Genomic DNA, 21,521 nt, shown 5'->3' on the forward strand with positions numbered 1-21,521 from the left:
CTTCTTGTTTCTTCCAACCGTTCCTTCTGCTTCCTGCCTTTGATCTCACTTCAAGGGCTGTCTTCTGCTGCGCGACAGATCAAACCCTAGCCCATAATCGTTACGCCATGTGAGCTCAAATTGTAAGAAATACAGAACGCTGCGCTGTTGCGTTTCTTTATTTGTTTCCAATGTTTGAGCGTGTTTTCCTTCAGTAATATCTCCGAATCGGCGCACGTGAGAAATACGATCACTTGTGCGGGATTATCCGGAGGGTGCTGGATACTCTCCATCAAGGCGCTGAACGCCATTTTTTTGTTGATCCACCGTGCGTCAATGATGTGCAGATCCTTTAGGGGGGTAGGCAGCTGCACATGGTGTTGGGTCGAGCTTTCAGGCTGTCCCCTGGAAGTGCTGCTTCCCGAGTGATCAGCGTTATCCATGACTTTTATAAAATGCTTTTCCTTCTCGAAATCGGAGGGCGCGTAAAGCGATCGATAATTGAAGTTGAGTGTGGCGAAGAAAAGAAAAAGCAAATAAAAGGGAAAGCTGATCAAAAACCAGACATAGAGTTCTCTCTCCTTATTGTCGAGGAAGGGAAGGGATACAGCGGCTGATGTTTCGGACAGTGCTGCAAATATCGCAATGATTGTCATAGGGGTGGTGATTCTTTTTTTGAGTTTTATCATGTTTTCTGCTCATGAGGTATTATCTTTTCTCTGTTGACTTATGGGGGTGTTTCAGTGGTGATGACGAGTTTGTGAGTGTGTTTTTGTTGTGTTGAGTTCCTTTTTTGTGGGGTTGAAGTTGTTATAGTAGCTGTATTGTTTCTGGTTTGGGTATAGCTGTTTATTTGTTTTAAGGTGATGTTGTTTTGTTTTGCTGTTGAAGTGTTGCTGTGTGTGAACTTTTCTTGAGTTATGGGAGGCTGGGAAATGCCCGTTGCTTTTAAGGGTAGCTCATTATCCAAAGTGTGTCGGATTACCAGCATTGAACCCTGTTCTTTTGTTTTTTTTGTTGTGAATTGATACAAAGAAACTGTCGTGGCGTTGAGCAAGTGTTCGGCCAATAAAGTCTCTGGCTCATCGCGTGCAATGATTTCTTGTAGGAATAATCCGCGTTGTTTGTAGGTGATGTCTCTCGGTGCGAGTGGCTAGGGGGGGCGGCATGCCATGGGTGAAACGACTAGGCTATGGTGCGGGCTCTAAAAATTCGAACAGCGAAAATTGGACTTGCCCATGAATAAAGTGCTGATCGTGGATGATCACCCCGTCATTCGTCTTGCGGTACGTATGCTAATGGAGCGTCATGGCTACGAAGTCATTGCAGAAACAGACAATGGCGTGGATGCATTGCAACTTGCCCGTGAACTTATGCCGGACATTGTCATTCTGGATATCGGAATGCCAAAACTGGATGGACTGGAAGTTATCGCGCGCCTGACATCGGCGGCGATGCCTCTTAAAGTATTGATATTGACGTCTCAGGCGCCAGGGCATTTTTCCATGCGTTGCATGCAATCCGGTGCCGCCGGATATGTCTGCAAACAACAGGATCTCACTGAATTGCTCAGTGCGATAAAAGCGGTACTGTCAGGTTACAGCTACTTCCCTAATCAAGCGCTGCATACTGTGCGTTCGAGTCTTGGGAATGCCAGTGAAGCCGATATGGTGGATCGCCTGTCTGGGCGGGAAATGATGGTTCTGCAACAATTGGCGCGAGGAAAGACAAACAAGGAAATCGCCGATGGAATGTTCCTCAGCAATAAAACGGTTAGTACTTACAAGACCCGTCTGTTGTTAAAACTCAATGCTCGCTCACTGGTCGATCTCATTGAGCTGGCTCAACGCAATGGTCTGGTATGAGTGTGCCAGGGTTTGACGAGGCATGATGAACGGGCGTTTATCGGGGATCGGCACTTAGTAAAAAGCCTCCGTTTCGGGAGGCTTTTAGGTGTCATAGGTCAAAATCGTAATCGGCCAATTGCTTTTGCAGTCGGCGCTCCTCCAGCAGATTGTCGATGGTGCGGCGTTTGCTCAGGTTGGTCTTTGCCACTTCCACCACCGGTTCCGCGTCATCGGCCTCAACGGGGGTGAAGTCGTCTTCTACGTCCAATTGCTCTTTGCCAGTGCTCATAAGGTTAACTCCAGGCTAAGACTGCCTTTGGCGCTCCTTATATCGACAATCTCTCGGCGGGTAAAAAAGATTTTTTCAATCGGTTAATCAAAAAAACTAATAGCGCCTCAATCGTCGGAGGTCTTTTGCTTGTATTCGCATAGATCTTCGATCCGGCAGCTGCCACAGCGAGGCTTGCGGGCCAGGCAAACGTAGCGTCCATGGAGAATCAGCCAATGATGGGAGTCGAGAAGGTATTCTTTCGGCACGAACTTCATCAGTTTCTTCTCCACCTCGACCACATTCTTGCCTGGAGCAATGCCGGTACGGTTGCTGACCCGGAAAATGTGGGTGTCCACCGCCATGGTCAGCTGACGAAATGCGGTATTGAGCACCACGTTGGCGGTCTTGCGGCCGACGCCGGGCAGGGCTTCCAGCTCCTCGCGGGTCTGCGGTACTTCACCTCCATGCCGTTCCACCAGCAAGCGACAGGTTTCGATCACGTTTTTCGCTTTGCTGTTGAACAGGCCGATGGTCTTGATGTACTCCGACAGCCCTTCGACCCCCAAGGCATGAATCGCCGCCGGCGTATTGGCCACCGGAAACAGTTTGGCGGTGGCCTTGTTGACGCCGACATCGGTCGATTGCGCCGAGAGAATCACGGCGATCAGCAGTTCGAACGGCGAGGAATAGGCCAGTTCGGTCTTCGGCTCCGGGTTGTCCTCGTGAAACCTGCGGAAAATTTCAAGACGTTTTGCGGCATTCATGGGCGATGCGTTTCCTCGAAAGCGGTCAAGTGTGAGGGCGTCGGACGGGTCCAGGCCTGACGTGCGGCGAACAGCAGTCCGAGCAGAATAAACCCACCGGGGGCCAGTGTGGCCAAGCGCAGACCGCCGTCGGCGGTGAGCACCCAACCATGCCAGTCCGGTTGCGCAGCACCGGCCAGCCAAGACAGGTGGCTACCGATTGTCCCTTTGCCGATGAGCTCGCGCAGCAGGCTCAGGCCAGCCATCAAGGCGCCGAACAGGCCACACAGGCGCAGGCGATCGCGCCATGTGTTCTGGAAAAAACCATTGTGTTCCAGTACGACGCATTGCAAGGCGATCAATCCTGCATACAACCCCAGGTGCTGGTGCCATTGAAGTGACCAGGCTTGGGTGGCGAGTTCCGCGCAACTGGTCAGCGTGGCAGCCAGCAGGAGGCAGGCCAGCAAGTGTGTTGCCGGAATCAGTCGCGAGCGCAGGGCGCCCATGCTCACACCATAAATACTGAGCACCACGATAAACATCAGCCACAGGCCCAGGGCCGTTACCAATGAATCAGTGACGCCGATCAACGGCGTTAGCATCAGAGAGTTCTGCAGGGGCGATGACTTATTCATGGGCACTGCTCCCGATCAGCGATAGCCGGTGTTCATCGAAGTAGCGCAACGCGTCATGGGTGGCATTGATCACCGCTCTTGAGGTGATGGTTGCGCCTGCGATCTGATCGAATTGCCCTTGGTCCTTTTTCAAGGCCCAACCATTGTCGCCGGGTTCGGTTAGAGACTTGCCGGTAAATACCTGGAGCCAGGCATTGGGCCACTCGGCAAGCTTGCCACCCAGCCCCGGGGTTTCCGATTGCTTGAGGGTTTTGACTCCCACTAACTTGCCATTGATGTCGATAGCGATCAGCAAGTCGATGGAGCCGGCGTAGCCCAGTGTCTGGCTTCGCAGCAATACGGCACTCGGTTGGCCGGCCGTGGACGCCAGGTACCCGCCCAGCAGCGTGCTGTTGGCCAAGCGCGTGTTTTCGAGGCTGAGGGGCTGTTCCAGAGGCTGATTGTCATAGCTGCCGGGCGCTAGAAGATCCAGCAACTGATGGCTGTCGATCAGGCGTTGTTCGGCGGCAATACGCGCGGCGCTGGTGTGCTGCACGAAGTAAGTCGCGCCCATCCCCAGGCCTGCCAGCAATACCAGGCTCACAACGCTCGTCGCTCGGTTCATGGGGTAATCTGCTCCTGCCGGGACGCGGCAAACCGCTCCAGCGCCGGTACACAGAGGTTCATCAGCAAGACCGCAAACGCCACCCCGTCCGGATAACCGCCCCACGTCCGAATCAGGTAAGTCAGCAATCCCACGCCTACGCCGAAGAGCAATCGGGCAGTGGGGCTTTTCGCACCGGATACCGGCTCCGTCACGATGAAGAAGGCACCCAGCATGCTCGCGCCGGTGAGTAGATGAAACAGTGGCGAGCCATGAGAGTCGGAGCCTGTACCGTTCCAGCACAACAGGCTGATGATGAACAGGCTGGCGAGCATGCCGACCGGCGCATGCCAACTGAACACCCGCCGTTGCAGTAGAAACGCACCGCCCGCCAGAAAGGCCAGGTTGACCCATTCCACGCCTCGGCCGCCGAAATGGCCGAATGCCGGGTTGCCAGCGAAGAGTTCGTCCATGGTCAGGCTTTTGTTGATCCGCAGGCTGTCCAGCGCTGTAGCCTGGGCCCATGCATCTGGCGTCTGGCCGAGGCTGAAACCGAACACCTGTTGCAGACCACCAAGCAAGTCCATGCCATGGGGCGACGGCCAATGGGTCATTTGCTGGGGAAACGTCACCAGGACCAGCGCGAAACCAAGCATTGCCGGATTGAACGGATTTCTGCCGACGCCACCGTACAGTTGCTTGCCGAAAAAAAGTCCGAATGCCGCAGCGCTGATCGTCAGCCACCAGGGGCAATAAGGCGGCAAGGCCAGTGCCAGCAGCGTTGCACTGACGAGGGCGCTGCCATCGCTCAGCGTCGGTTTTACAGGTTGCTTGCGCAGCTGCAACACCGCCGCTTCAACGGCCAGTGCGGTGGCCGCCGCCAGAATCAGATTGATCAACACCCCCCAGCCGTACAGCCAAAACAACATCAGCATCCCCGGCACGATGGCCAGCAATACCAGCTTCATGGCTTGCTGAAGGCGTTCGTCCACCGATTCAGGGCGTGGCATAGGCATCCACCTGACGCTCGGCTTCGCTGAGCGCGTGTTCCAGTGCGGCGATCTGTTCGGCCGGCGCTTCGTTTGTTTGAGCCTTCTTGAGTTCGGCGCGGCGCATGGCCAACTGGATCTTCGCCCGTTTCAGTTCGGCATCTTTCGCCGGAACAGGTGGCGCAGACACCACTGGTGCATGGCTTTCCAGTTGCGCCAGCGCCTGCTCGGCGGCTTCGAACTGCTGTTGCAGCACGATCAGCTGCGATTGCTGTTCGAAGGTCGGTGGATGCCCGAAAGCCTTGAGCGACTTGTTCAACTGCGCCCGACTCATCGCCAGATCGACCTTGGCCTTTTTCAGTGCCGCATCGGCATTGGCGGCCTTCTGTGCGCGGACGCGTTCGAGTGCAGCCTGAACCGGGTCGAGCGTCACTTCGCTGTGCTGCACGGCGCGTTGGGCCCGTGCCTGGCGTTCGGCGAGTTTCTGTTCCTCTTCGCGATGCAAGCGGGCATTGCGCTGTTCGAAACGGCGTCGCGCACGGTTGCGCTTGGCGGCCCGGGCCTGTTGTTCCTCCAGGCTGAACGCCAGCCCGCCGACAATCGGCAGCACCGTGGCCAGCGGTAACGGATGCATCTCGATGCAATCCACCGGGCAGGGCGCCACGCAGAGATCGCAACCGGTGCATTCGTCGACGATGACGGTGTGCATGAATTTCGCCGCGCCGACAATGGCGTCGACCGGGCAGGCCTGAATGCACTTGGTGCAGCCGATGCATTCGGCTTCGCGGATGTAAGCGATTTGCGCCGGTGCCGAGCCGCGACTGGTGTCCAGCTCCAGCACCGGCACTTTCAGCAGATCGGCCAGGGCCGCAATGGTTTCGCTGCCGCCCGGTGGGCACTTGTTGATCGGCTCGCCGCTGGCGATGCCTTCAGCATAGGGTTTGCATCCGGGATGGCCACACTTGCCACATTGGGTTTGCGGCAAGAGGGCGTCGATGCGTTGAATCAGACTCATGTTTTGATCAGCCCGCTGAATCCGAGAAAAATCACCGCAATCAATCCGGCACCGATCAATTCGATCGGCAGGCCGCGAAAGGGCAGGGGGATATCGTTATCGAGTGTGCGCTGGCGCAAGTCGCTGAACAGACTCAGCACCAGCCAGAAACCCAGCCCGGCGCCGAGGCTCAGGGCTATGGCTTGGAAAATTCCCTTGTCGTCTTGAGCGTTGAGCAAGGTCAGCCCAAGCACGCCGGCATTCCCCAGCAGCAGGGGCCAGAGGCCATCGAATGAAAGCTTCGCCAATAACCGTGAAAGCAGCTTCAGCAGCGGACCAATCAGCAGAACGCTCAACGGCAGGAACACGAACAGACGCAGCGACGTCAGCCCCAACGGCACCAGTAACCAGTGGTAGAGCGCATAGCCAAGTGTGCCGACGATCAGCATCAGGCACGTCGTCGCGATGCCCAGCGCGTGGACCTGCGGCCGCACGCTGGCCAACACCGGATCGACGCCCAGCGGCCAGTGCAACACGAGGTTGTTGATCAGGGCAGCGCTGACAAGCGTAAGAAGCAGTTCGGTCATGATCGTGCCGGCAAAAGGAGGCCTGTCTAACAAGGTTAGGCATTATCCGGCAAGGAGGGAGGGTGGGCCAGACATGAAAATCCCACAGTCGCGCCGGGCACGACTGTGGGATCGGTTTACCGCAGAGCTTTACTTGATGCGCTGACCCGGCTTGGCGCCGCTGTCGGGGCTCAGTAGGTAGATTTCTTCACCGCCGGGGCCGGCCGCCATCACCATGCCTTCGGAGATCCCGAATTTCATTTTGCGGGGCTTGAGGTTGGCGATCATCATCGTCAGGCGACCATTGAGCTTGGACGGGTCCGGGTAGGCGCTCTTGATGCCGGAGAACACGTTGCGTTGCTCATCACCGATGTCCAGGGTCAGGCGCAGCAGCTTGTCGGCACCTTCCACGGCTTCGGCCTTGACGATCAGCGCAACGCGCAGGTCTACAGCGGCAAAGGTGTCGAACTCGATCTCTGGCGACAACGGATCCTTGGCCAGTTCGCCGTTGCCGGCGGGTGCAGCTTCGCCGGTGTCGGTTGCGCTGGCGGTCAGGTCTTCTTTCGAGGCGTCGGTCATGGCTTGCACTTTTACCGGGTCGATGCGGGTCATCAGCGGTTTGAACTCGTTCAGCTGATGATTGCTGAGTAAGGTGGCGTGGTCGTTCCAGGTCAGCGGGGCGACATTCAGGAACGCCTCGGCATCGGCGGCCAGCAGCGGCAGCACCGGTTTGAGGAAAATCACCAGTTGGCGGAACAGGTTGATGCCCAAGGCGCAAATGGCCTGGACTTCATCCTGCTTGCCTTCCTGTTTGTTCAACGACCACGGCGCCTTGTCGGCGATCCAGGCGTTGGCGCGGTCGGCCAGGCCCATGATTTCGCGCATGGCACGTGCGAAGTCGCGAGCTTCATAGGCTTCGGCAATGCTTGGCGCTGCGGCCAGGAAGGCATCGGTCAGTTCCGGCGCGGCGTTGCCGGCTACCAGTACACCGGCGTTGCCTTTATGGATGAATCCGGCGCAACGGCTGGCGATGTTGACGACTTTGCCGACCAGGTCGGAGTTGACCTTCTGCACGAAGTCTTCGAGGTTCAGGTCCAGGTCGTCGACGCCACGGCTCAGCTTGGCGGCGTAGTAGTAGCGCAGGTATTCCGGCGACAGGTGATCCAGGTAAGTCCGGGCCTTGACGAATGTGCCGCGGGACTTGGACATCTTCTGGCCGTTGACGGTCAGGTAGCCGTGTACGTTGATGCCGGTCGGTTTACGGAAACCCGCGCCTTCGAGCATCGCTGGCCAGAACAGGGCGTGGAAGTTGACGATGTCCTTGCCGATGAAATGGTACAGCTCGGCGGTGGAATCCTTGCCCCAGAACGCGTCGAAGTCCAGGTCCGGACGGCGGGCGCAGAGGTTCTTGAAACTGGCCATGTAGCCGATCGGCGCGTCCAGCCACACATAGAAGTATTTGCCCGGCTCGTCGGGAATCTCGAAGCCGAAGTACGGCGCGTCGCGGGAGATATCCCACTGTTGCAGGCCGGCATCCAGCCATTCGGCGATCTTGTTGGCCACGGCTTCTTGCAACGTGCCGCTGCGGGTCCAGGTTTGCAGCATTTCCTGGAAGTCTGGCAGTTTGAAGAAGAAGTGCTGGGAATCCTTGAGCACCGGCGTGGCACCGGAAATCGCCGACTTCGGATCTTTGAGGTCGGTCGGTGCATAGGTTGCGCCGCATTTTTCGCAGTTGTCACCGTACTGGTCTTCGGTGCCGCATTTCGGGCAGGTGCCCTTGATGAAGCGGTCGGCCAGGAACATTTTCTTTTCCGGGTCGAAGTACTGAGTGATCGAACGCGTGGCGATGTGCCCGGCGTCGCGCAGCTTCAGGTAGATCTGGCTCGACAGCTCACGGTTTTCTTCGGCGTGAGTGGAGTGGAAGTTGTCGAAGTCCACCAGGAACTCGGCAAAGTCGGCGCTGTGTTCAGCCTGGACGTTGGCGATCAGTTGTTCCGGGGTGATGCCTTCCTTTTCCGCACGCAGCATGATGGCCGAACCGTGAGCGTCGTCGGCGCAGACATAAATGCATTGATTACCGCGATGCTTCTGGAAGCGCACCCACATATCGGTCTGGATGTACTCCAGCATATGGCCGAGGTGGATCGAACCATTGGCATAGGGCAGGGCGCTGGTGACGAGGATCTTGCGTGGCTCGGACATGGGGCTCGGCTACTTGATGAAACGGAGGTCGGCCACTATAAAGCGCCGGCGCATATTTTTCACCCTTCGGGCCTGTTTCCGGATGCATCGACCCTGAAAAAAGGTGGTGATGAGTTTGCTGGGTGCAAGAGGGCTTTTGTGGCGAGGGAGCCTGCTCCCGCTGGGTGGCGAAGCCGCCCCACCCCCTGCAACCCGGTTCCGACAGAAGGATCGCGTCAACTGGATTACGACTGCTACGCAGTCGAGCGGGAGCAAGCTCCCTCGCCACAGGGATGTGTTTGCCACAAATCATCGTGGGGCATGCCGTCTATGATGTAGAACGGTTAGGATACCCGCCTGATTTTCCAGTCTTGCTATCGGAGTTGCCCATGAGCGCCGTCAATCGCGCAGCGGTGGAAGCCGTCCTTCGTCAATACACCGACCCTTACCTGAACCAGGACCCGGTCAGCGCCGGGTGCGTGCGCAGCATCGATATTCAGGGTGATCGCGTCAGCGTTCAGCTGGAGCTCGGTTACGCCGCCGGTCTGTTCAAGAGTGGCTGGGCGCAGTTGCTGCAACTGGCCATCGAAGGCCTGGACGGCGTGGTCACCGCCCGTGTCGAGATCACCAGCGTGATCGCCGCGCACAAGGCCCAGGCGCAGATTCCAGGGCTGGCCAACGTCAAAAACGTCGTGGCCGTGGCGTCTGGCAAGGGCGGTGTGGGTAAATCCACCACGGCGGCCAACCTGGCCCTGGCGCTGGCTCGTGAAGGTGCCAAGGTCGGGATTCTCGACGCGGACATCTACGGTCCGAGCCAGGGCATCATGTTCGGCATCCCGGAAGGCACCCGTCCTCAGGTCAAGGATCAGAAATGGTTCATTCCGATCGAGTCCCATGGCGTCGAGGTGATGTCCATGGCCTTCCTGACCGACGACAACACGCCGATGGTCTGGCGCGGGCCGATGGTTTCCGGCGCGTTGTTGCAGCTGGTCACGCAAACGGCCTGGGGCGACCTGGATTACCTGGTCATCGACATGCCACCAGGCACCGGCGACATCCAGCTGACCCTGGCGCAGAAAGTCCCGGTGGCCGGTGCGGTGATCGTGACCACGCCGCAGGATCTGGCATTGCTGGACGCGCGCAAGGGCGTAGAAATGTTCCGCAAGGTCAACATTCCGGTGCTGGGCGTGGTCGAAAACATGGCCGTGCACATCTGCTCCAACTGCGGGCATGCCGAGCATCTGTTCGGTGAGGGCGGTGGTGTGAAGCTGGCCAATCAGTACGGTGTCGAACTGTTGGCTTCGTTGCCGCTGTCGATGCTGATCCGCGAACAGGCCGATGGCGGCAAGCCAACGGTGATCGCCGAGCCTGACAGCCAGATTGCGATGGTTTACCAGGAACTGGCCCGCCATGTCGGCGCACGGATTGTGTTGCAGGAAGCGGCAACGCCGGCGATGCCGAACATTACCGTCAGCGACGACTGATTCGCTGAAGAAATGCGATCCAATGTGGGAGCGGGCCTGCTCGCGATAGCGATGTAACAGTCACCATCAATGGTGAGTGTTATGCCCTCATCGCGAGCAGGCTCGCTCCCACATTTGTTTTGTGTTGACCCTAGATCCGCAACCCGCCATCCAACTCCAGAATCCGACCGGTGTAGTAGTCGTTCTCGAAAATGTAGGCCGCCGACTGGGCGATTTCTTCGGGTTTGCCCATGCGCTTGAGCGGAATCCCGGAGGTCATTTTCTCCAGCGCTTCCGGCTTCATGCTCAGGGTCATTTCAGTTTCGATGAAGCCCGGCGCAATGCCCGCCACGCGAATGCCGTAGCGCGCCAGTTCCTTGGCCCAGGTCACGGTCGCCGCGGCAACACCGGCCTTGGCGGCGGAGTAGTTGGTCTGGCCGACGTTGCCGGCGCGCGAAATCGACGAGATATTGATGATCGCGCCGCTGTTGTTCAGCTCGACCATTTTTGCCGCGACTTCGCGGGTGCACAGGAACACGCCGGTCAGATTGACGTCGATCACCGCCTGCCATTGGGCCAGGCTCATCTTGGTCATTTCGCCGTCCTTGACCTTCAGCAACAGGCCATCGCGCAGAATGCCGGCGTTGTTGATCAGGCCATGGATCGCACCGAAGTCGTCGGCCACCTGGGCGACCATGTGGGTCACTTGCTCTTCATCGGCGACGTTGCACAGGTAGGCACGGGCCTCGACACCCTTGGCTTTGCAAGCCGCGACGGCGGCGTCGAGTTTTTCCTGGTTCAGGTCCACCAGGGCCAGCTTGGCGCCACGACCTGCAAGATACTCGGCCATGGAACGGCCTAAACCCTGGCAACCGCCGGTGATAATGATTACTTTGTCAGTGAGTTGCATTCGCATAGCCCCATAGCCGATCGGAGTGTTTCTCCTTCTAGAGGGCCTCTCGATCTGAGCCTGATGTGGCCTGGCTGCACATGAGAACTGCCCCTGTGGCGTACTGGAACTTTCACCCAGACGCCTGTCCGTTTTTTCGACGGAATCTATATAAGGAGTCATAAATTGAGCGTTGTAGTGGCTAAGCATGCCCGAGAATTGCTTCTCAAGGAATACCGTGGAGTGCTCTCGACACACTCCAAAGCGATGCCCGGTTTCCCGTTTGGCTCCGTGGTTCCGTACTGTCTGGACGAACAGGGCCGTCCGCTGATCCTTATCAGCCGCATCGCTCAGCACACTCACAATCTGCAGAAAGACCCTAAATGCTCCCTGCTGGTGGGTGAACGCGAGGCCGAAGACGTACAAGCCGTTGGTCGCCTGACTTACCTGGCGGAAGCGGAAAAGCTCGAAGACGCGGCAGCCATCGAAGCGGCCGCCGAGCGTTACTACCGCTACTTCCCGGATTCGCAGAACTATCACAAGGCCCATGATTTCGATTTCTGGGTGCTTAAACCGGTACGTCACCGTTACATCGGTGGCTTCGGCGCAATTCACTGGGTCGATCAGCTGACCCTCGCCAACCCATTCGTTGGCAAGGCCGAAACGAGCATGGTCGAGCACATGAATGCCGATCACGCCAAAGCCATCGCCCACTATGTCGAGCTGGCAGGCCTGCCGAAAACCGCTCCGGCGCAATTGGCCGGCATCGACACCGAAGGCATGCACTTGCGCATCGGTCAGGGACTTTACTGGCTACCGTTCCAAGCGCCCTGTAATACGCCGACACAAGTCCGGGAAGCCTTGGTTTTCCTGGCTCACGCCGAGCATTGGCCGAAAAATGAAGTGGCCGATGCTTGAATTCACGAAACGGCGACGTCATCTAAGGAACACTGGCAAGGCATTCTTGCGTTGAGGAACCATTTGATGCGCCCTTTTTTGTTGCTCTTTGTACTGTTCTCGGTGTTGGAGCTGTTCGTATTCGTCAAGGTCAGCGGGGCTATCGGGTTTTTCCCGGCCCTGCTGCTGATCATTCTCGGCTCGATGCTCGGCATGTTCGTGCTGCGTATCGCCGGTTTGGCTACTGCGCTACGCGCCCGTGAAAGTCTGAGCCGCGGCGAGTTGCCGGCCCAGACCATGCTGGAAGGTCTGATGCTGGCCCTGGCTGGCGGTCTGTTGATCCTGCCGGGCTTCGTCACCGACGTGCTGGGTCTGATCATGTTGCTGCCGATTTCTCGTCGACTGCTGGCCAACAAAATGCGCCAGCGCGCCGAGGAACAAGCGATGCGTCAGCGCGCGTTCGCCGATGACCTTCAGCCACGGGGCGGTCCTGCTCCACGCCAGCCGCTGGGCCGTGAGCCCAACGTGATCGAAGGCGAGTTCGAACACCGCGACTCCAAGTAACGCTTCCATCGACACGGCACCTTCGGGTGCCGTGTTCGTTTTCAGGGCATCGAGGTAAAAAATATTCGTTCACTGCCCTTGAAATAAGCTCATGCGCCCTTATGTAACGGTCACCGCAAGGTTGCTGGCGATTACGCCAGACAGACTTCCGCGGTTCGCTTGACGAACCGCACCCGGCACCGCCGGATTTGTTAAACCCGCCGGGACTACACCGGCCGATGAAAACCACAATTAGGAGAGATCGACAATGAAGCTTCGTCCTCTGCATGACCGCGTCGTCGTCCGTCGCAGCGAAGAAGAAAAGAAAACCGCTGGCGGTATCGTCCTGCCAGGTTCGGCTGCTGAAAAGCCAAACCAGGGTGAAGTCCTCGCCGTAGGCCCAGGCAAAGCACTGGACAACGGTGAAGTGCGTGCGCTGGCCGTGAAAGTGGGTGACAAGGTTGTGTTCGGCCCTTACTCCGGCAGCAACACTGTGAAAGTCGACGGCGAAGACCTGCTGGTCATTGGCGAGAGCGAAATCCTCGCAGTAATCGAAGGCTGATTCCCCGCTCATTTTCCCGCTACTACAAAGTATTTAAGGAATATCGATCATGGCTGCTAAAGAAGTTAAATTCGGCGATTCCGCCCGCAAGAAAATGCTCGCCGGTGTCAACGTCCTGGCTGACGCAGTAAAAGCGACCCTGGGCCCTAAAGGCCGTAACGTGATCATCGAGAAGAGCTTCGGCGCTCCGACCATCACCAAGGACGGCGTTTCCGTTGCCAAAGAAATCGAGCTGAAAGATCGCTTCGAAAACATGGGCGCGCAGCTGGTCAAAGACGTTGCCTCCCGTGCCAACGATGACGCAGGCGACGGCACCACCACCGCTACCGTTCTGGCTCAGTCGATCGTCAACGAAGGCCTGAAAGCCGTCGCTGCCGGCATGAACCCGATGGACCTGAAGCGCGGTATCGACAAAGCGACCATCGCGATCGTCAAAGAACTGAAAGCCCTGTCCAAGCCTTGCGCTGACACCAAGGCCATCGCTCAGGTCGGCACCATCTCGGCCAACTCCGACAACTCCATCGGCGACATCATTGCCGAAGCCATGGAAAAAGTCGGCAAAGAAGGCGTGATCACCGTTGAAGAAGGCTCGGGCCTGGAAAACGAACTGTCGGTTGTTGAAGGCATGCAGTTCGACCGCGGCTACCTGTCGCCGTACTTCGTCAACAAGCCAGAGACCATGACCGCCGAACTCGACGGTCCGCTGATCCTGCTGGTCGACAAAAAGATCTCGAACATCCGCGAAATGCTGCCAGTACTGGAAGCTGTTGCCAAAGCTGGCCGTCCACTGCTGATCGTGGCCGAAGACGTTGAAGGCGAAGCCCTGGCGACTCTGGTTGTGAACAACATGCGTGGCATCGTTAAAGTCGCAGCCGTCAAGGCTCCAGGCTTCGGCGACCGTCGCAAGGCCATGCTGCAGGACATCGCCGTTCTGACCGGCGGTACCGTAATCTCCGAAGAGATCGGTCTGAGCCTGGAAAGCACTACCCTGGAACACCTGGGTAATGCCAAGCGCGTGATCCTGTCCAAAGAAAACACCACCGTGATCGACGGTGCCGGCGTTGAGGCTGATATCCAGGCTCGCGTGACCCAGATCCGTCAACAAGTGGCCGACACTTCGTCCGACTACGACCGTGAAAAACTGCAAGAGCGTCTGGCCAAACTGTCTGGCGGCGTTGCAGTGATCAAGGTTGGCGCCGGTTCCGAAGTTGAAATGAAAGAGAAGAAAGCCCGCGTTGAAGACGCCCTGCACGCTACCCGCGCAGCCGTTGAAGAAGGCGTGGTACCTGGCGGTGGCGTGGCACTGGTTCGCGCTCTGCAGGCTATCTCCGAGCTGAAAGGCGACAACGATGACCAGAACGTTGGCATCCAGTTGCTGCGTCGCGCTGTTGAAGCGCCACTGCGTCAAATCGTTGCCAACTCCGGCGACGAGCCAAGCGTGGTCGTCGACAAGGTCAAGCAGGGTTCGGGTAACTACGGTTACAACGCTGCTACCGGCGAATACGGCGACATGATCGAAATGGGTATCCTGGACCCGGCCAAAGTGACTCGTTCGGCTCTGCAAGCGGCTTCGTCGATTGCCAGCCTGATGATCACCACTGAAGCCATGATCGCCGAGATCAAGGAAGACGCACCAGCTGGCGGCGGCATGCCAGACATGGGCGGTATGGGCGGCATGGGCGGCATGATGTAAGCCAGCCTTACCCCTATAAAAAAGCCCCGCCTGTGCTAAGCAGGCGGGGCTTTTTATTGCCTTCATTTTGCTAGGTCTGGAGACCGAGTCGCGGCCATCGCGGGCAAGCCACGCTCCCACAGTCGATTGCATTGAACCTGTGGGAGCGGGCTTGCCCGCGATGGCGTCGGCTCAGACGCTGACCGGTTCTGCCTCGCTCACCCGTTCAGCCTTGGAAGCCGGTCGATAGAGGATGTAGTAATACGCCCCCAGACAAATCAGCCAGCAGAAAATCGCCGTCCACACGTTGTGCGAGAAGAAGTGCGCGCCTTGCATCATCCGGCTGATGGAAAACACCGAGCCCAACGCGAAGGCGACGACAAACGCCTTGCGGGCCAGCCGTGGACGACGGTCACGCAGGACGAAGAACAGCGCAAACAACGTGAAGCCGGTCGCTGCATGACCGCCTGGCCAGCAGCGGCCCGGCTTGTCGGTGTGCGGACGAGGGCTGAGCAATTCGCTGTAGGTTTCGTGCCCGCCAAATTGTTCCAGGCTCCATGGGCATTGCACCGCCGTCACCGCCTTGACCGGGGTGACAAAGGAGGTTGCCAGCGCCAGGGACAGCACCAGGCAGCCCAGTTCCCGTTTGAACGGTTTGAGCCTGTCCATGAAAAAGGAGCCGATGAAGCCCAGGATGGCGAACACCGAAAAGGCGATGACCACTTGCTTGGCCCGGTCATGCAGGATGTTTTCCAGGAAGTAACTGTGCCGCCCGATGAATGCCCCGGCGACCGGGTCATAGAACAGCTTGGCAAGGTCCATGTCCAGGGACGTCAGTTCGAGCAACAGCAGGGTGATCGCCGCAATGGCGGGCACTCCCAGGCACAGCCAGACATTCAGCGGCCTGGAGACGGGACGGACAGCGGTTGATGACATGGTGGATCCTGAAGAATGGAAAAGCCCCGGGGCATCAGCCCGGGGCCATTCTGTTAACGGTCGCTGACTTGGCGGGTGCCCTCCTTGGGCGCTTTCCAACCGAGCAGCTGTTGCTTGAAGCCATGACTGGCAGTTTGGTAATAAGTGATTGCGCGGGTGATCAACGGATTGCTGGCGGTGGCCCGTGATTCGCGACTGTCGGTCAGCGCATCATCGTGGCGACGCAGGCCCTGACGCGGGCTCAGGATCGCTAAATCCTTGCCGTCGAACAAGCCCAGATGCTGATAGTTGCCAACCACCACTCGCGGCGGCAGTGGATTGTCCTGCAACAGGTTGCGCCCGAAGAACGTCGACTGGTAATCCAGGTTCAGCAGGCCCAGCAACGTTGGCGCCAGGTCAATCTGGCTGGCCAGTTGTGCGGTCTCCCGAGCGTCGATCAGCTTCGGTGCATAGATGAACAGTGGAATCTGATAGTTGCTGATCGGCAAGTCTTCTTTGCCGGCGCTGCCTGCAGTGTGGTCGGCGACGAAGACGAAGATCGTGTTATCGAACCAGGGTTTTTTACGCGCCTGATCGAGGAACTGGCCGATGGCGAAGTCGGTGTACTTCACCGCACCGTCGCGGCCGTTACCGGATTTGATGTCGATCCGGTTATCCGGGTAGGTGTAGGGGCGATGGTTGGAGGTGGTCATCAGTTGCAGCAGAAACGGCTGTTGCCTGGCGTAGTCGGCGTCGGCCAGTTTCAGGGTCTGGTTATAGAGGTCTTCGTCAGCCATGCCCCAGGCGTTCTTGAAGTGAATTTCTGATTCATCGACGCTGCTCTGGTCGACGACGCGATAGCCGTTGCCGCTGAAGAACGCGTTCATGTTGTCGAAGTAACCGCGCCCGCCGTACACGAACACGCTGTCGTAACCCACGGCGCTGAGCTGTTGGCCGAGGCTGGCGAAACCACTTTCGCGACCCACACGCTTGACGATCGAACGCCCCGGTGTCGGCGGAATGGCCAGGGTGATGGCCTCCAGGCCACGATCGGTGCGGGTGTCGGTGGCGTAGAAATTGTTGAAGTACAGGCTTTGTTTACGCAACGCATCGAGGTTCGGTGTCAGGTTGCGATCGTCGCCATTGCTGCCCATGTACTTGGCACTGAAGCTTTCGATGGTCACCAGCACGATGTTGGGCTTTCGCTCGGTGCCGGGATTGTCGATCATCCGGCGGATGTCCTGCGGATCCTCGCCAATGAAGCGGGCGTTGGGCTCGGCCAGTTCAGCGCGAATCTGCTGCGCGACGACGGAGGTCGGCAGGCTGCTGTAGAACTGCGGGTAATCCAGTTCGTTATTGCGGAAAGCGGCGAAGAATTGGTACGGGCCATTGCTCGCCAGTTCGTTCTGATAGGCATTGCCACCCTGAGCACGCGGTGCATCCTGGCTGAGCAGTTGCAGGCTCAGGCCCGCGACGATCAGCAGGCCCAGCGCATTCAACAGACGCCCGCGCATTGCAGGCAATGGTGCGTCCAGCGCGGCATTGAAGGGTTTGCGCAACGCGAAGCTCAGGGCCACGGCCAGCACGGCGAGCAGGCTCAGCAGCTTGCCGATCGGGTACGATTCCAGCAGGTTATTCAGCACTTCGTCGGAATACACCAGGTAGTCGACGGCGATGAAGTTGAAGCGCACACCGAACTCATCCCAGAACAACCATTCGGCCACCGAAGTGAACAGCATGGCAGACAGGCTGACGGTCAGCAGCCCCTGAAGAAACCAGCGATGGCCACGGCGGCGCCACAAGGCCGGCGGGCAGAGCAGCAGATAGAGGCCCATGGGCAGCGCCGCGTAGGCAATGAAACCCAGGTCATAGAGCAGGCCGATGCCAAACACCGACAGGAATCCGCTGCCGGCCTCATCCAATTGAGTGAGGAGCAGAACACTTCGAGTCAGGAGAAAAATGACCAGCCAGGAGCCGGTTACCAGCAGCAGAAAGCGCATTGGCGCCGTCTTCAAACAATCCACTATCTACATTCCCTATATTAATGGCGCGACAGCTTCTCTTGAACGCTGTAGTCAGGTTGTGAACCGACAGTGAAAAACTTGTTAACACGATCATTTGGCTGAGCGCATCGATTCTACGAGCGGTCACCCTAGCCCTGAGTCACGCTTGGCCTTAAGCTGCGCGGGCCAAGACGGCCGTTACTGTGTACGGAGGAGGTGCCGATGCGAATTCTATTGGTTGAAGACAACCGCGATATCCTGGCCAACCTGGCCGATTATCTGGGGCTCAAAGGTTACACCGTGGATTGCGCGCAGGACGGTTTATCTGGCCTGCACCTGGCGGCCACCGAGCATTACGATTTGATCGTACTCGATATCATGCTGCCCGGAATCGATGGTTACACTCTGTGCAAGCGCTTGCGCGAAGACGCCCGCCGCGACACGCCGGTGATCATGCTCACTGCTCGCGATCAACTGGACGACCGCTTGCAAGGCTTCAAGTCCGGTGCCGACGATTACCTGATCAAACCCTTTGCCCTGTCCGAACTGGCGGCGCGCATCGAGGCGGTCATGCGCCGTGCCCAGGGTGGCGGTCGCCGTGCCTTGCAGGTCGGCGATCTGAGCTACGACCTCGACACCCTCGAAGTGACCCGCGAAGGCCGTCTGCTGAAACTCAACCCGGTGGGCCTGAAATTGCTGGCCGTGTTGATGCAGAAAAGCCCGCACGTGCTGCGCCGGGAAATTCTCGAAGAGGCCCTGTGGGGCGATGACTGTCCGGACAGCGACAGCCTGCGCAGCCACGTCCATCAATTGCGCCAGGTGATCGACAAACCGTTCGCCAAACCCCTGCTGCACACGGTACACGGCGTCGGTTATCGCTTGGCCGAGGGCCGTGATGGAGTTTAAGCAGAGCCTTGCGCAACGGATCATCATCGCCTTTGCGTTGATGAGCGCACTGGTCGCGGGAGCCTTCGCCCTGGGCATCATAGCGACCGTGCATCTGGTGGAAGAGAAACTGATTTCGGCAGGTCTGGGCGGCGATTTGCAGCGCCTGTTGCTGATGGACAGTGTGTCGGACTGGAGCCACCGCCCCGAGCCGGACCAGCTGTTTTATTTCAGCGGCGGGCCGGGCGACTTTGAGTTGCCCAAGGATTTGCGGCACCTGGACTCGGGTTTTCATGAAGTCTTCCGCGAGAATCTGTCGTATCACGCGATGGTCGAAATCGTCGACGGACGGCGTTATGTACTGTTGCAGGACCAGAGCGATTTCGAAGAGCGTGAACGGGTGCTGTTTGCCGTGGTGCTGGTGGGGTTCGTGTTGAGCCTGGCATTGGCGGTATTTCTGGGCTGGGTGTTGGCGCGCAAGGTGATGGCGCCGGTGGTGCGACTGGCCCGTCAGGTGCGTCATCGCGATCAGTTGTTGGGCCTGGCGCCGCCACTGGCTCCGGATTATGCCGCCGATGAAGTGGGTGAACTGGCCGTGGCCTTCGACGCCACCCTCGGGCGCTTGCGTCAGGCGTTGACCCGTGAGCGGCTGTTCACCAGTGACGTCAGCCACGAGCTGCGCACGCCGTTGATGGTGCTGGCCAGTTCCTGTGAACTGTTGCTGGAAAACCCCGCCATCGATCAGCGCGGACGTGCCCAGGTCGAGCGAATTGCCCGTGCGTGCGCAGAGATGCGCGAGCTGGTACAAACTTTCCTCATGCTGGCCCGCGCCCAGCATGAAGACGCCAGCATGGCCCCCCGGCAGAGCCTCAGTCAGGTGGCCGACGGGCTGCTTTGCCAATGGCGCGAGCCGATCGAAGCCAAGGGCCTGACGTTGAACGTTGAGTTGGGCAATCCTCCGGACACTCGCTATAACGCGACGCTTTTGCACGCGGTGATGGGTAACCTGTTGCGTAATGCGCTGCATTACACCGAGCGTGGGTTTATCCGCTTGGCCCTGACCGATACGGGGTTTGTGGTCGAAGACAGTGGTGTAGGCATTCCCGAGGAAAAACGCGAGGCGATGTTCGAGCCTTTCGTGCGCGGCAGCGAGAAGCGTGGCGAGGGCCTGGGGCTTGGACTGTCGCTGGTGCAGCGGATCTGCGAGAACCAGGGCTGGAGTGTCAGCCTGACGAATATGGAACCCAATGGCTGCCGTTTTCAGGTGGAGTTGGGGGCGTCCCGGGTTTGATTGGGCCGGACGGGACCGCTAAAAGCAAAAGATCGCAGCCTTCGACAGCTCCTACGCGCCTGTGGGCGCCTCCGAAGGCTGCGATCTTTTGCTTTTAGCGGCCCCCTGTAATACCGCCGAAATGATCCCGGTTTTTACATGACGATTTTTTCACCAAGTCATCACCTGACGCCGACACAGCCCTACCTAAGGTGGTTGTCATCAGAAGTTCAGGAGATTGCAGTGATGGCTGGCCCGATCAAACTCGATTTTTCCGAAAAGTACGACGATGAACACTCCCGCAAGTATTTGCGCAAGCATCAAGCGGGGCTCGGTCGCCGACTGTCCCACTGGCGCGACGAGCAACTGGCGCGAAAAGCGCTGGCGCTGGCCGGTGAGCCTGGCCTGATCCTCGACTTGCCCTGCGGTGCCGGGCGTTTCTGGCCGCTGCTGGCGCAAAAGCACAACCGTGTCATCATCGGCGCCGACAACTCGAAGTCCATGTTGAAGACTGCCATGCAGGCGCAACCCGCCGAGGTGGTAAAACGGGTACAACCCTTGCAAACTTCTGCATTCGACATTGCCTTGCCCGATAACGCCGTCGACAGCATTTTCTGCATGCGTTTGCTCCATCACATCGGTGAAGCCGAGCATCGACTGACCATTCTGCGCGAATTCGAGCGTGTCACCCGCGACAGCGTGATTGTTTCGTTGTGGGTAGACGGCAATTTCAAGGCCTGGAAACGCAAGCGCGCCGAGAAACGGCGTGGGCAGGAGGGTTTCCAGAATCGATTTGTGTTACCGGCTGCCACGGTTGAAAAAGAATTCGAGCAGGCGGGTTTCCGTATTCAGGAACAACTAGACTTTTTACTGCTCTATGCCATGTGGCGGGTTTACGTATTACGCAAGAGGTAACAGGATGGCAGTGCAATGTGCAGCAGAAACGGAAGTCGCTTCTCAGGACCGCTTCGACTACTTCTGGAATCGGCGCGGTGAATGGGTAGAAGAACCCAACGTTCGTCGCGGTGGAGAAAGTGGCGTGCAGCGCGTCATGGGCAGTGATGGACAGCTGCTCTATGCCAAGCGTCAAACCGGTCATATCTATCGCAGCTGGTTGCACCCGTTCGGTCGGCCGACGGTGTTGCGTGAGCGCGATGCACTCATCGGCCTGCGCCTGCTCGACGTTCGCGTTCCAGAGATCGTTTTCTGCGGCGCACAACGCGATCCCGTTCACATATGGCGCGCATTGCTGGTCACCAAGTCGCTGGATGGCTTTGAGGAAATCGAACATTGGTACGCAGGCGGCGGTCGCGAGCGTTACGGTGAGGCGGTGCATGATCGCGTATTGAAGGATCTGGCCGACAACCTGGCCCGTATGCACAAGGGCCGTTGGCAGCACAGCTGCCTCTACATCAAGCACGTATTCGTGCGGGTCACCGGGGAAGGTGGGTCGGCGAAGGTCGAAGTTGCCCTGATTGATCTGGAGAAATGCCGGCAGCGTTTGACCGCCCGTCAGGCAGCGACCCATGACCTGAAGCAACTGCGTCGCCACTCGTCGTTCAGCGATACGGACTGGAAAAAACTCGTCTATTTTTACGAGACGGCGTCTGGCAGCGCTATCAAAGGCTTATAGC

The 21,521-nt window shown here is 58.3% G+C and carries 23 protein-coding genes; 10 read left to right on the plus strand and 13 right to left on the minus strand.

Annotation, left to right across the window (positions count from 1 at the left end; genetic code table 11):
- Nucleotides 1-86: 86 nt before the first annotated feature.
- A complete protein-coding gene (locus LOY38_RS06580; RefSeq protein WP_258699315.1) occupies nt 87-668 on the minus strand; it encodes a hypothetical protein in 582 nt (193 codons plus the stop codon).
- Nucleotides 669-706: 38 nt separating this feature from the next.
- Complete coding sequence (locus LOY38_RS06585; protein WP_258699316.1) at nt 707-1,048, minus strand: hypothetical protein; 342 nt, start codon at nt 1,046-1,048, stop codon at nt 707-709.
- A 169-nt stretch (nt 1,049-1,217) separates the two neighbouring features.
- Between LOY38_RS06585 and LOY38_RS06590 the strand changes: the two genes are divergently transcribed.
- Nucleotides 1,218-1,844, plus strand: coding sequence for a response regulator transcription factor (locus LOY38_RS06590; RefSeq protein WP_258699317.1), 627 nt, complete (start codon nt 1,218-1,220; stop codon nt 1,842-1,844).
- Between the two features lie 91 nt (nt 1,845-1,935).
- Here LOY38_RS06590 and LOY38_RS06595 read toward each other — a convergent pair whose 3' ends face one another.
- The 8 genes from LOY38_RS06595 to metG all read right to left on the minus strand — a co-directional run bounded on the left by LOY38_RS06595 (nt 1,936) and on the right by metG (nt 8,809).
- A complete protein-coding gene (locus LOY38_RS06595; RefSeq protein ID WP_007898493.1) occupies nt 1,936-2,115 on the minus strand; it encodes a PA3496 family putative envelope integrity protein in 180 nt (59 codons plus the stop codon).
- A 107-nt stretch (nt 2,116-2,222) separates the two neighbouring features.
- Nucleotides 2,223-2,861 (minus strand): endonuclease III, encoded by a 639-nt coding sequence (gene nth, locus LOY38_RS06600; RefSeq protein WP_258699318.1) that lies wholly within the window; start codon nt 2,859-2,861, stop codon nt 2,223-2,225.
- The gene (locus LOY38_RS06605; RefSeq protein ID WP_258699319.1) at nt 2,858-3,475 is read right to left on the minus strand and encodes an Rnf-Nqr domain containing protein; all 618 of its coding nucleotides are present in this window, start codon (nt 3,473-3,475) and stop codon (nt 2,858-2,860) included. The genes nth and LOY38_RS06605 overlap by 4 nt, the downstream gene beginning before the upstream one ends.
- The gene (locus LOY38_RS06610; protein WP_258699320.1) at nt 3,468-4,079 is read right to left on the minus strand and encodes an RnfABCDGE type electron transport complex subunit G; all 612 of its coding nucleotides are present in this window, start codon (nt 4,077-4,079) and stop codon (nt 3,468-3,470) included. The genes LOY38_RS06605 and LOY38_RS06610 overlap by 8 nt, the downstream gene beginning before the upstream one ends.
- Nucleotides 4,076-5,068 carry an RnfABCDGE type electron transport complex subunit D gene (locus tag LOY38_RS06615; protein ID WP_258699321.1) on the minus strand — a complete coding sequence of 331 codons (993 nt, stop codon included), beginning with the start codon at nt 5,066-5,068 and terminating at the stop codon, nt 4,076-4,078. The genes LOY38_RS06610 and LOY38_RS06615 overlap by 4 nt, the downstream gene beginning before the upstream one ends.
- Nucleotides 5,055-6,062 (minus strand): electron transport complex subunit RsxB, encoded by a 1,008-nt coding sequence (gene rsxB / locus LOY38_RS06620; RefSeq protein WP_258699322.1) that lies wholly within the window; start codon nt 6,060-6,062, stop codon nt 5,055-5,057. The genes LOY38_RS06615 and rsxB overlap by 14 nt, the downstream gene beginning before the upstream one ends.
- The gene (locus tag LOY38_RS06625) at nt 6,059-6,628 is read right to left on the minus strand and encodes an Rnf-Nqr domain containing protein (RefSeq protein WP_258699323.1); all 570 of its coding nucleotides are present in this window, start codon (nt 6,626-6,628) and stop codon (nt 6,059-6,061) included. The genes rsxB and LOY38_RS06625 overlap by 4 nt, the downstream gene beginning before the upstream one ends.
- A gap of 129 nt (nt 6,629-6,757) precedes the next feature.
- On the minus strand, nt 6,758-8,809 hold the full coding sequence (gene metG / locus LOY38_RS06630) for a methionine--tRNA ligase (RefSeq protein WP_258699324.1): 2,052 nt from the start codon (nt 8,807-8,809) through the stop codon (nt 6,758-6,760).
- Between the two features lie 368 nt (nt 8,810-9,177).
- Between metG and apbC the strand changes: the two genes are divergently transcribed.
- On the plus strand, nt 9,178-10,272 hold the full coding sequence (apbC, locus tag LOY38_RS06635; RefSeq protein ID WP_019581546.1) for an iron-sulfur cluster carrier protein ApbC: 1,095 nt from the start codon (nt 9,178-9,180) through the stop codon (nt 10,270-10,272).
- A gap of 130 nt (nt 10,273-10,402) precedes the next feature.
- Here the strand turns inward: apbC and LOY38_RS06640 are convergent, their stop codons facing one another.
- Nucleotides 10,403-11,161 (minus strand): SDR family oxidoreductase, encoded by a 759-nt coding sequence (locus tag LOY38_RS06640; protein ID WP_258699325.1) that lies wholly within the window; start codon nt 11,159-11,161, stop codon nt 10,403-10,405.
- A 165-nt stretch (nt 11,162-11,326) separates the two neighbouring features.
- On the opposite strand from LOY38_RS06640, the gene LOY38_RS06645 reads away from it, so the two are divergent.
- The 4 genes from LOY38_RS06645 (at nt 11,327) to groL (ending at nt 14,835) form a co-directional block, all read left to right on the plus strand.
- Entirely contained in the window at nt 11,327-12,058 is a 732-nt protein-coding gene (locus tag LOY38_RS06645) for a HugZ family protein (protein WP_258699326.1), read from the plus strand.
- A 66-nt stretch (nt 12,059-12,124) separates the two neighbouring features.
- Nucleotides 12,125-12,601, plus strand: a complete 477-nt coding sequence (locus tag LOY38_RS06650) for an FxsA family protein (RefSeq protein ID WP_258699327.1) — start codon at nt 12,125-12,127, stop codon at nt 12,599-12,601.
- A 247-nt stretch (nt 12,602-12,848) separates the two neighbouring features.
- Nucleotides 12,849-13,142: a co-chaperone GroES gene (locus LOY38_RS06655; protein WP_007898444.1), complete on the plus strand. Its 294-nt coding sequence runs from the start codon at nt 12,849-12,851 to the stop codon at nt 13,140-13,142.
- A gap of 49 nt (nt 13,143-13,191) precedes the next feature.
- Complete coding sequence (groL, locus tag LOY38_RS06660) at nt 13,192-14,835, plus strand: chaperonin GroEL (RefSeq protein ID WP_105345112.1); 1,644 nt, start codon at nt 13,192-13,194, stop codon at nt 14,833-14,835.
- 171 nt (nt 14,836-15,006) lie between these two features.
- Here groL and LOY38_RS06665 read toward each other — a convergent pair whose 3' ends face one another.
- Together LOY38_RS06665 and LOY38_RS06670 are read right to left on the minus strand one after the other, a co-directional pair.
- The gene (locus LOY38_RS06665; RefSeq protein ID WP_258699328.1) at nt 15,007-15,750 is read right to left on the minus strand and encodes a phosphatase PAP2 family protein; all 744 of its coding nucleotides are present in this window, start codon (nt 15,748-15,750) and stop codon (nt 15,007-15,009) included.
- Between the two features lie 53 nt (nt 15,751-15,803).
- The gene (locus LOY38_RS06670) at nt 15,804-17,753 is read right to left on the minus strand and encodes an LTA synthase family protein (RefSeq protein WP_258699329.1); all 1,950 of its coding nucleotides are present in this window, start codon (nt 17,751-17,753) and stop codon (nt 15,804-15,806) included.
- Between the two features lie 201 nt (nt 17,754-17,954).
- Here LOY38_RS06670 and colR point away from each other — a divergent pair, with 201 nt between their 5' ends.
- From colR to LOY38_RS06690, 4 genes are all read left to right on the plus strand, one after another.
- Nucleotides 17,955-18,638, plus strand: coding sequence for a two-component system response regulator ColR (gene colR / locus LOY38_RS06675; protein WP_007938890.1), 684 nt, complete (start codon nt 17,955-17,957; stop codon nt 18,636-18,638).
- Nucleotides 18,628-19,908: a HAMP domain-containing sensor histidine kinase gene (locus LOY38_RS06680; RefSeq protein ID WP_258699330.1), complete on the plus strand. Its 1,281-nt coding sequence runs from the start codon at nt 18,628-18,630 to the stop codon at nt 19,906-19,908. Before colR ends, LOY38_RS06680 begins: the two co-directional genes overlap by 11 nt.
- Nucleotides 19,909-20,133: 225 nt before the next feature.
- Nucleotides 20,134-20,802, plus strand: a complete 669-nt coding sequence (locus LOY38_RS06685; RefSeq protein ID WP_258699331.1) for a class I SAM-dependent methyltransferase — start codon at nt 20,134-20,136, stop codon at nt 20,800-20,802.
- Nucleotides 20,803-20,806: 4 nt separating this feature from the next.
- On the plus strand, nt 20,807-21,520 hold the full coding sequence (locus LOY38_RS06690; protein WP_258699332.1) for a lipopolysaccharide kinase InaA family protein: 714 nt from the start codon (nt 20,807-20,809) through the stop codon (nt 21,518-21,520).
- Nucleotide 21,521 lies beyond the last annotated feature (1 nt).

It is taken from the genome of Pseudomonas sp. B21-015, from assembly GCF_024749285.1.
In the GTDB taxonomy this organism is placed as follows: Bacteria; Pseudomonadota; Gammaproteobacteria; order Pseudomonadales; family Pseudomonadaceae; genus Aquipseudomonas.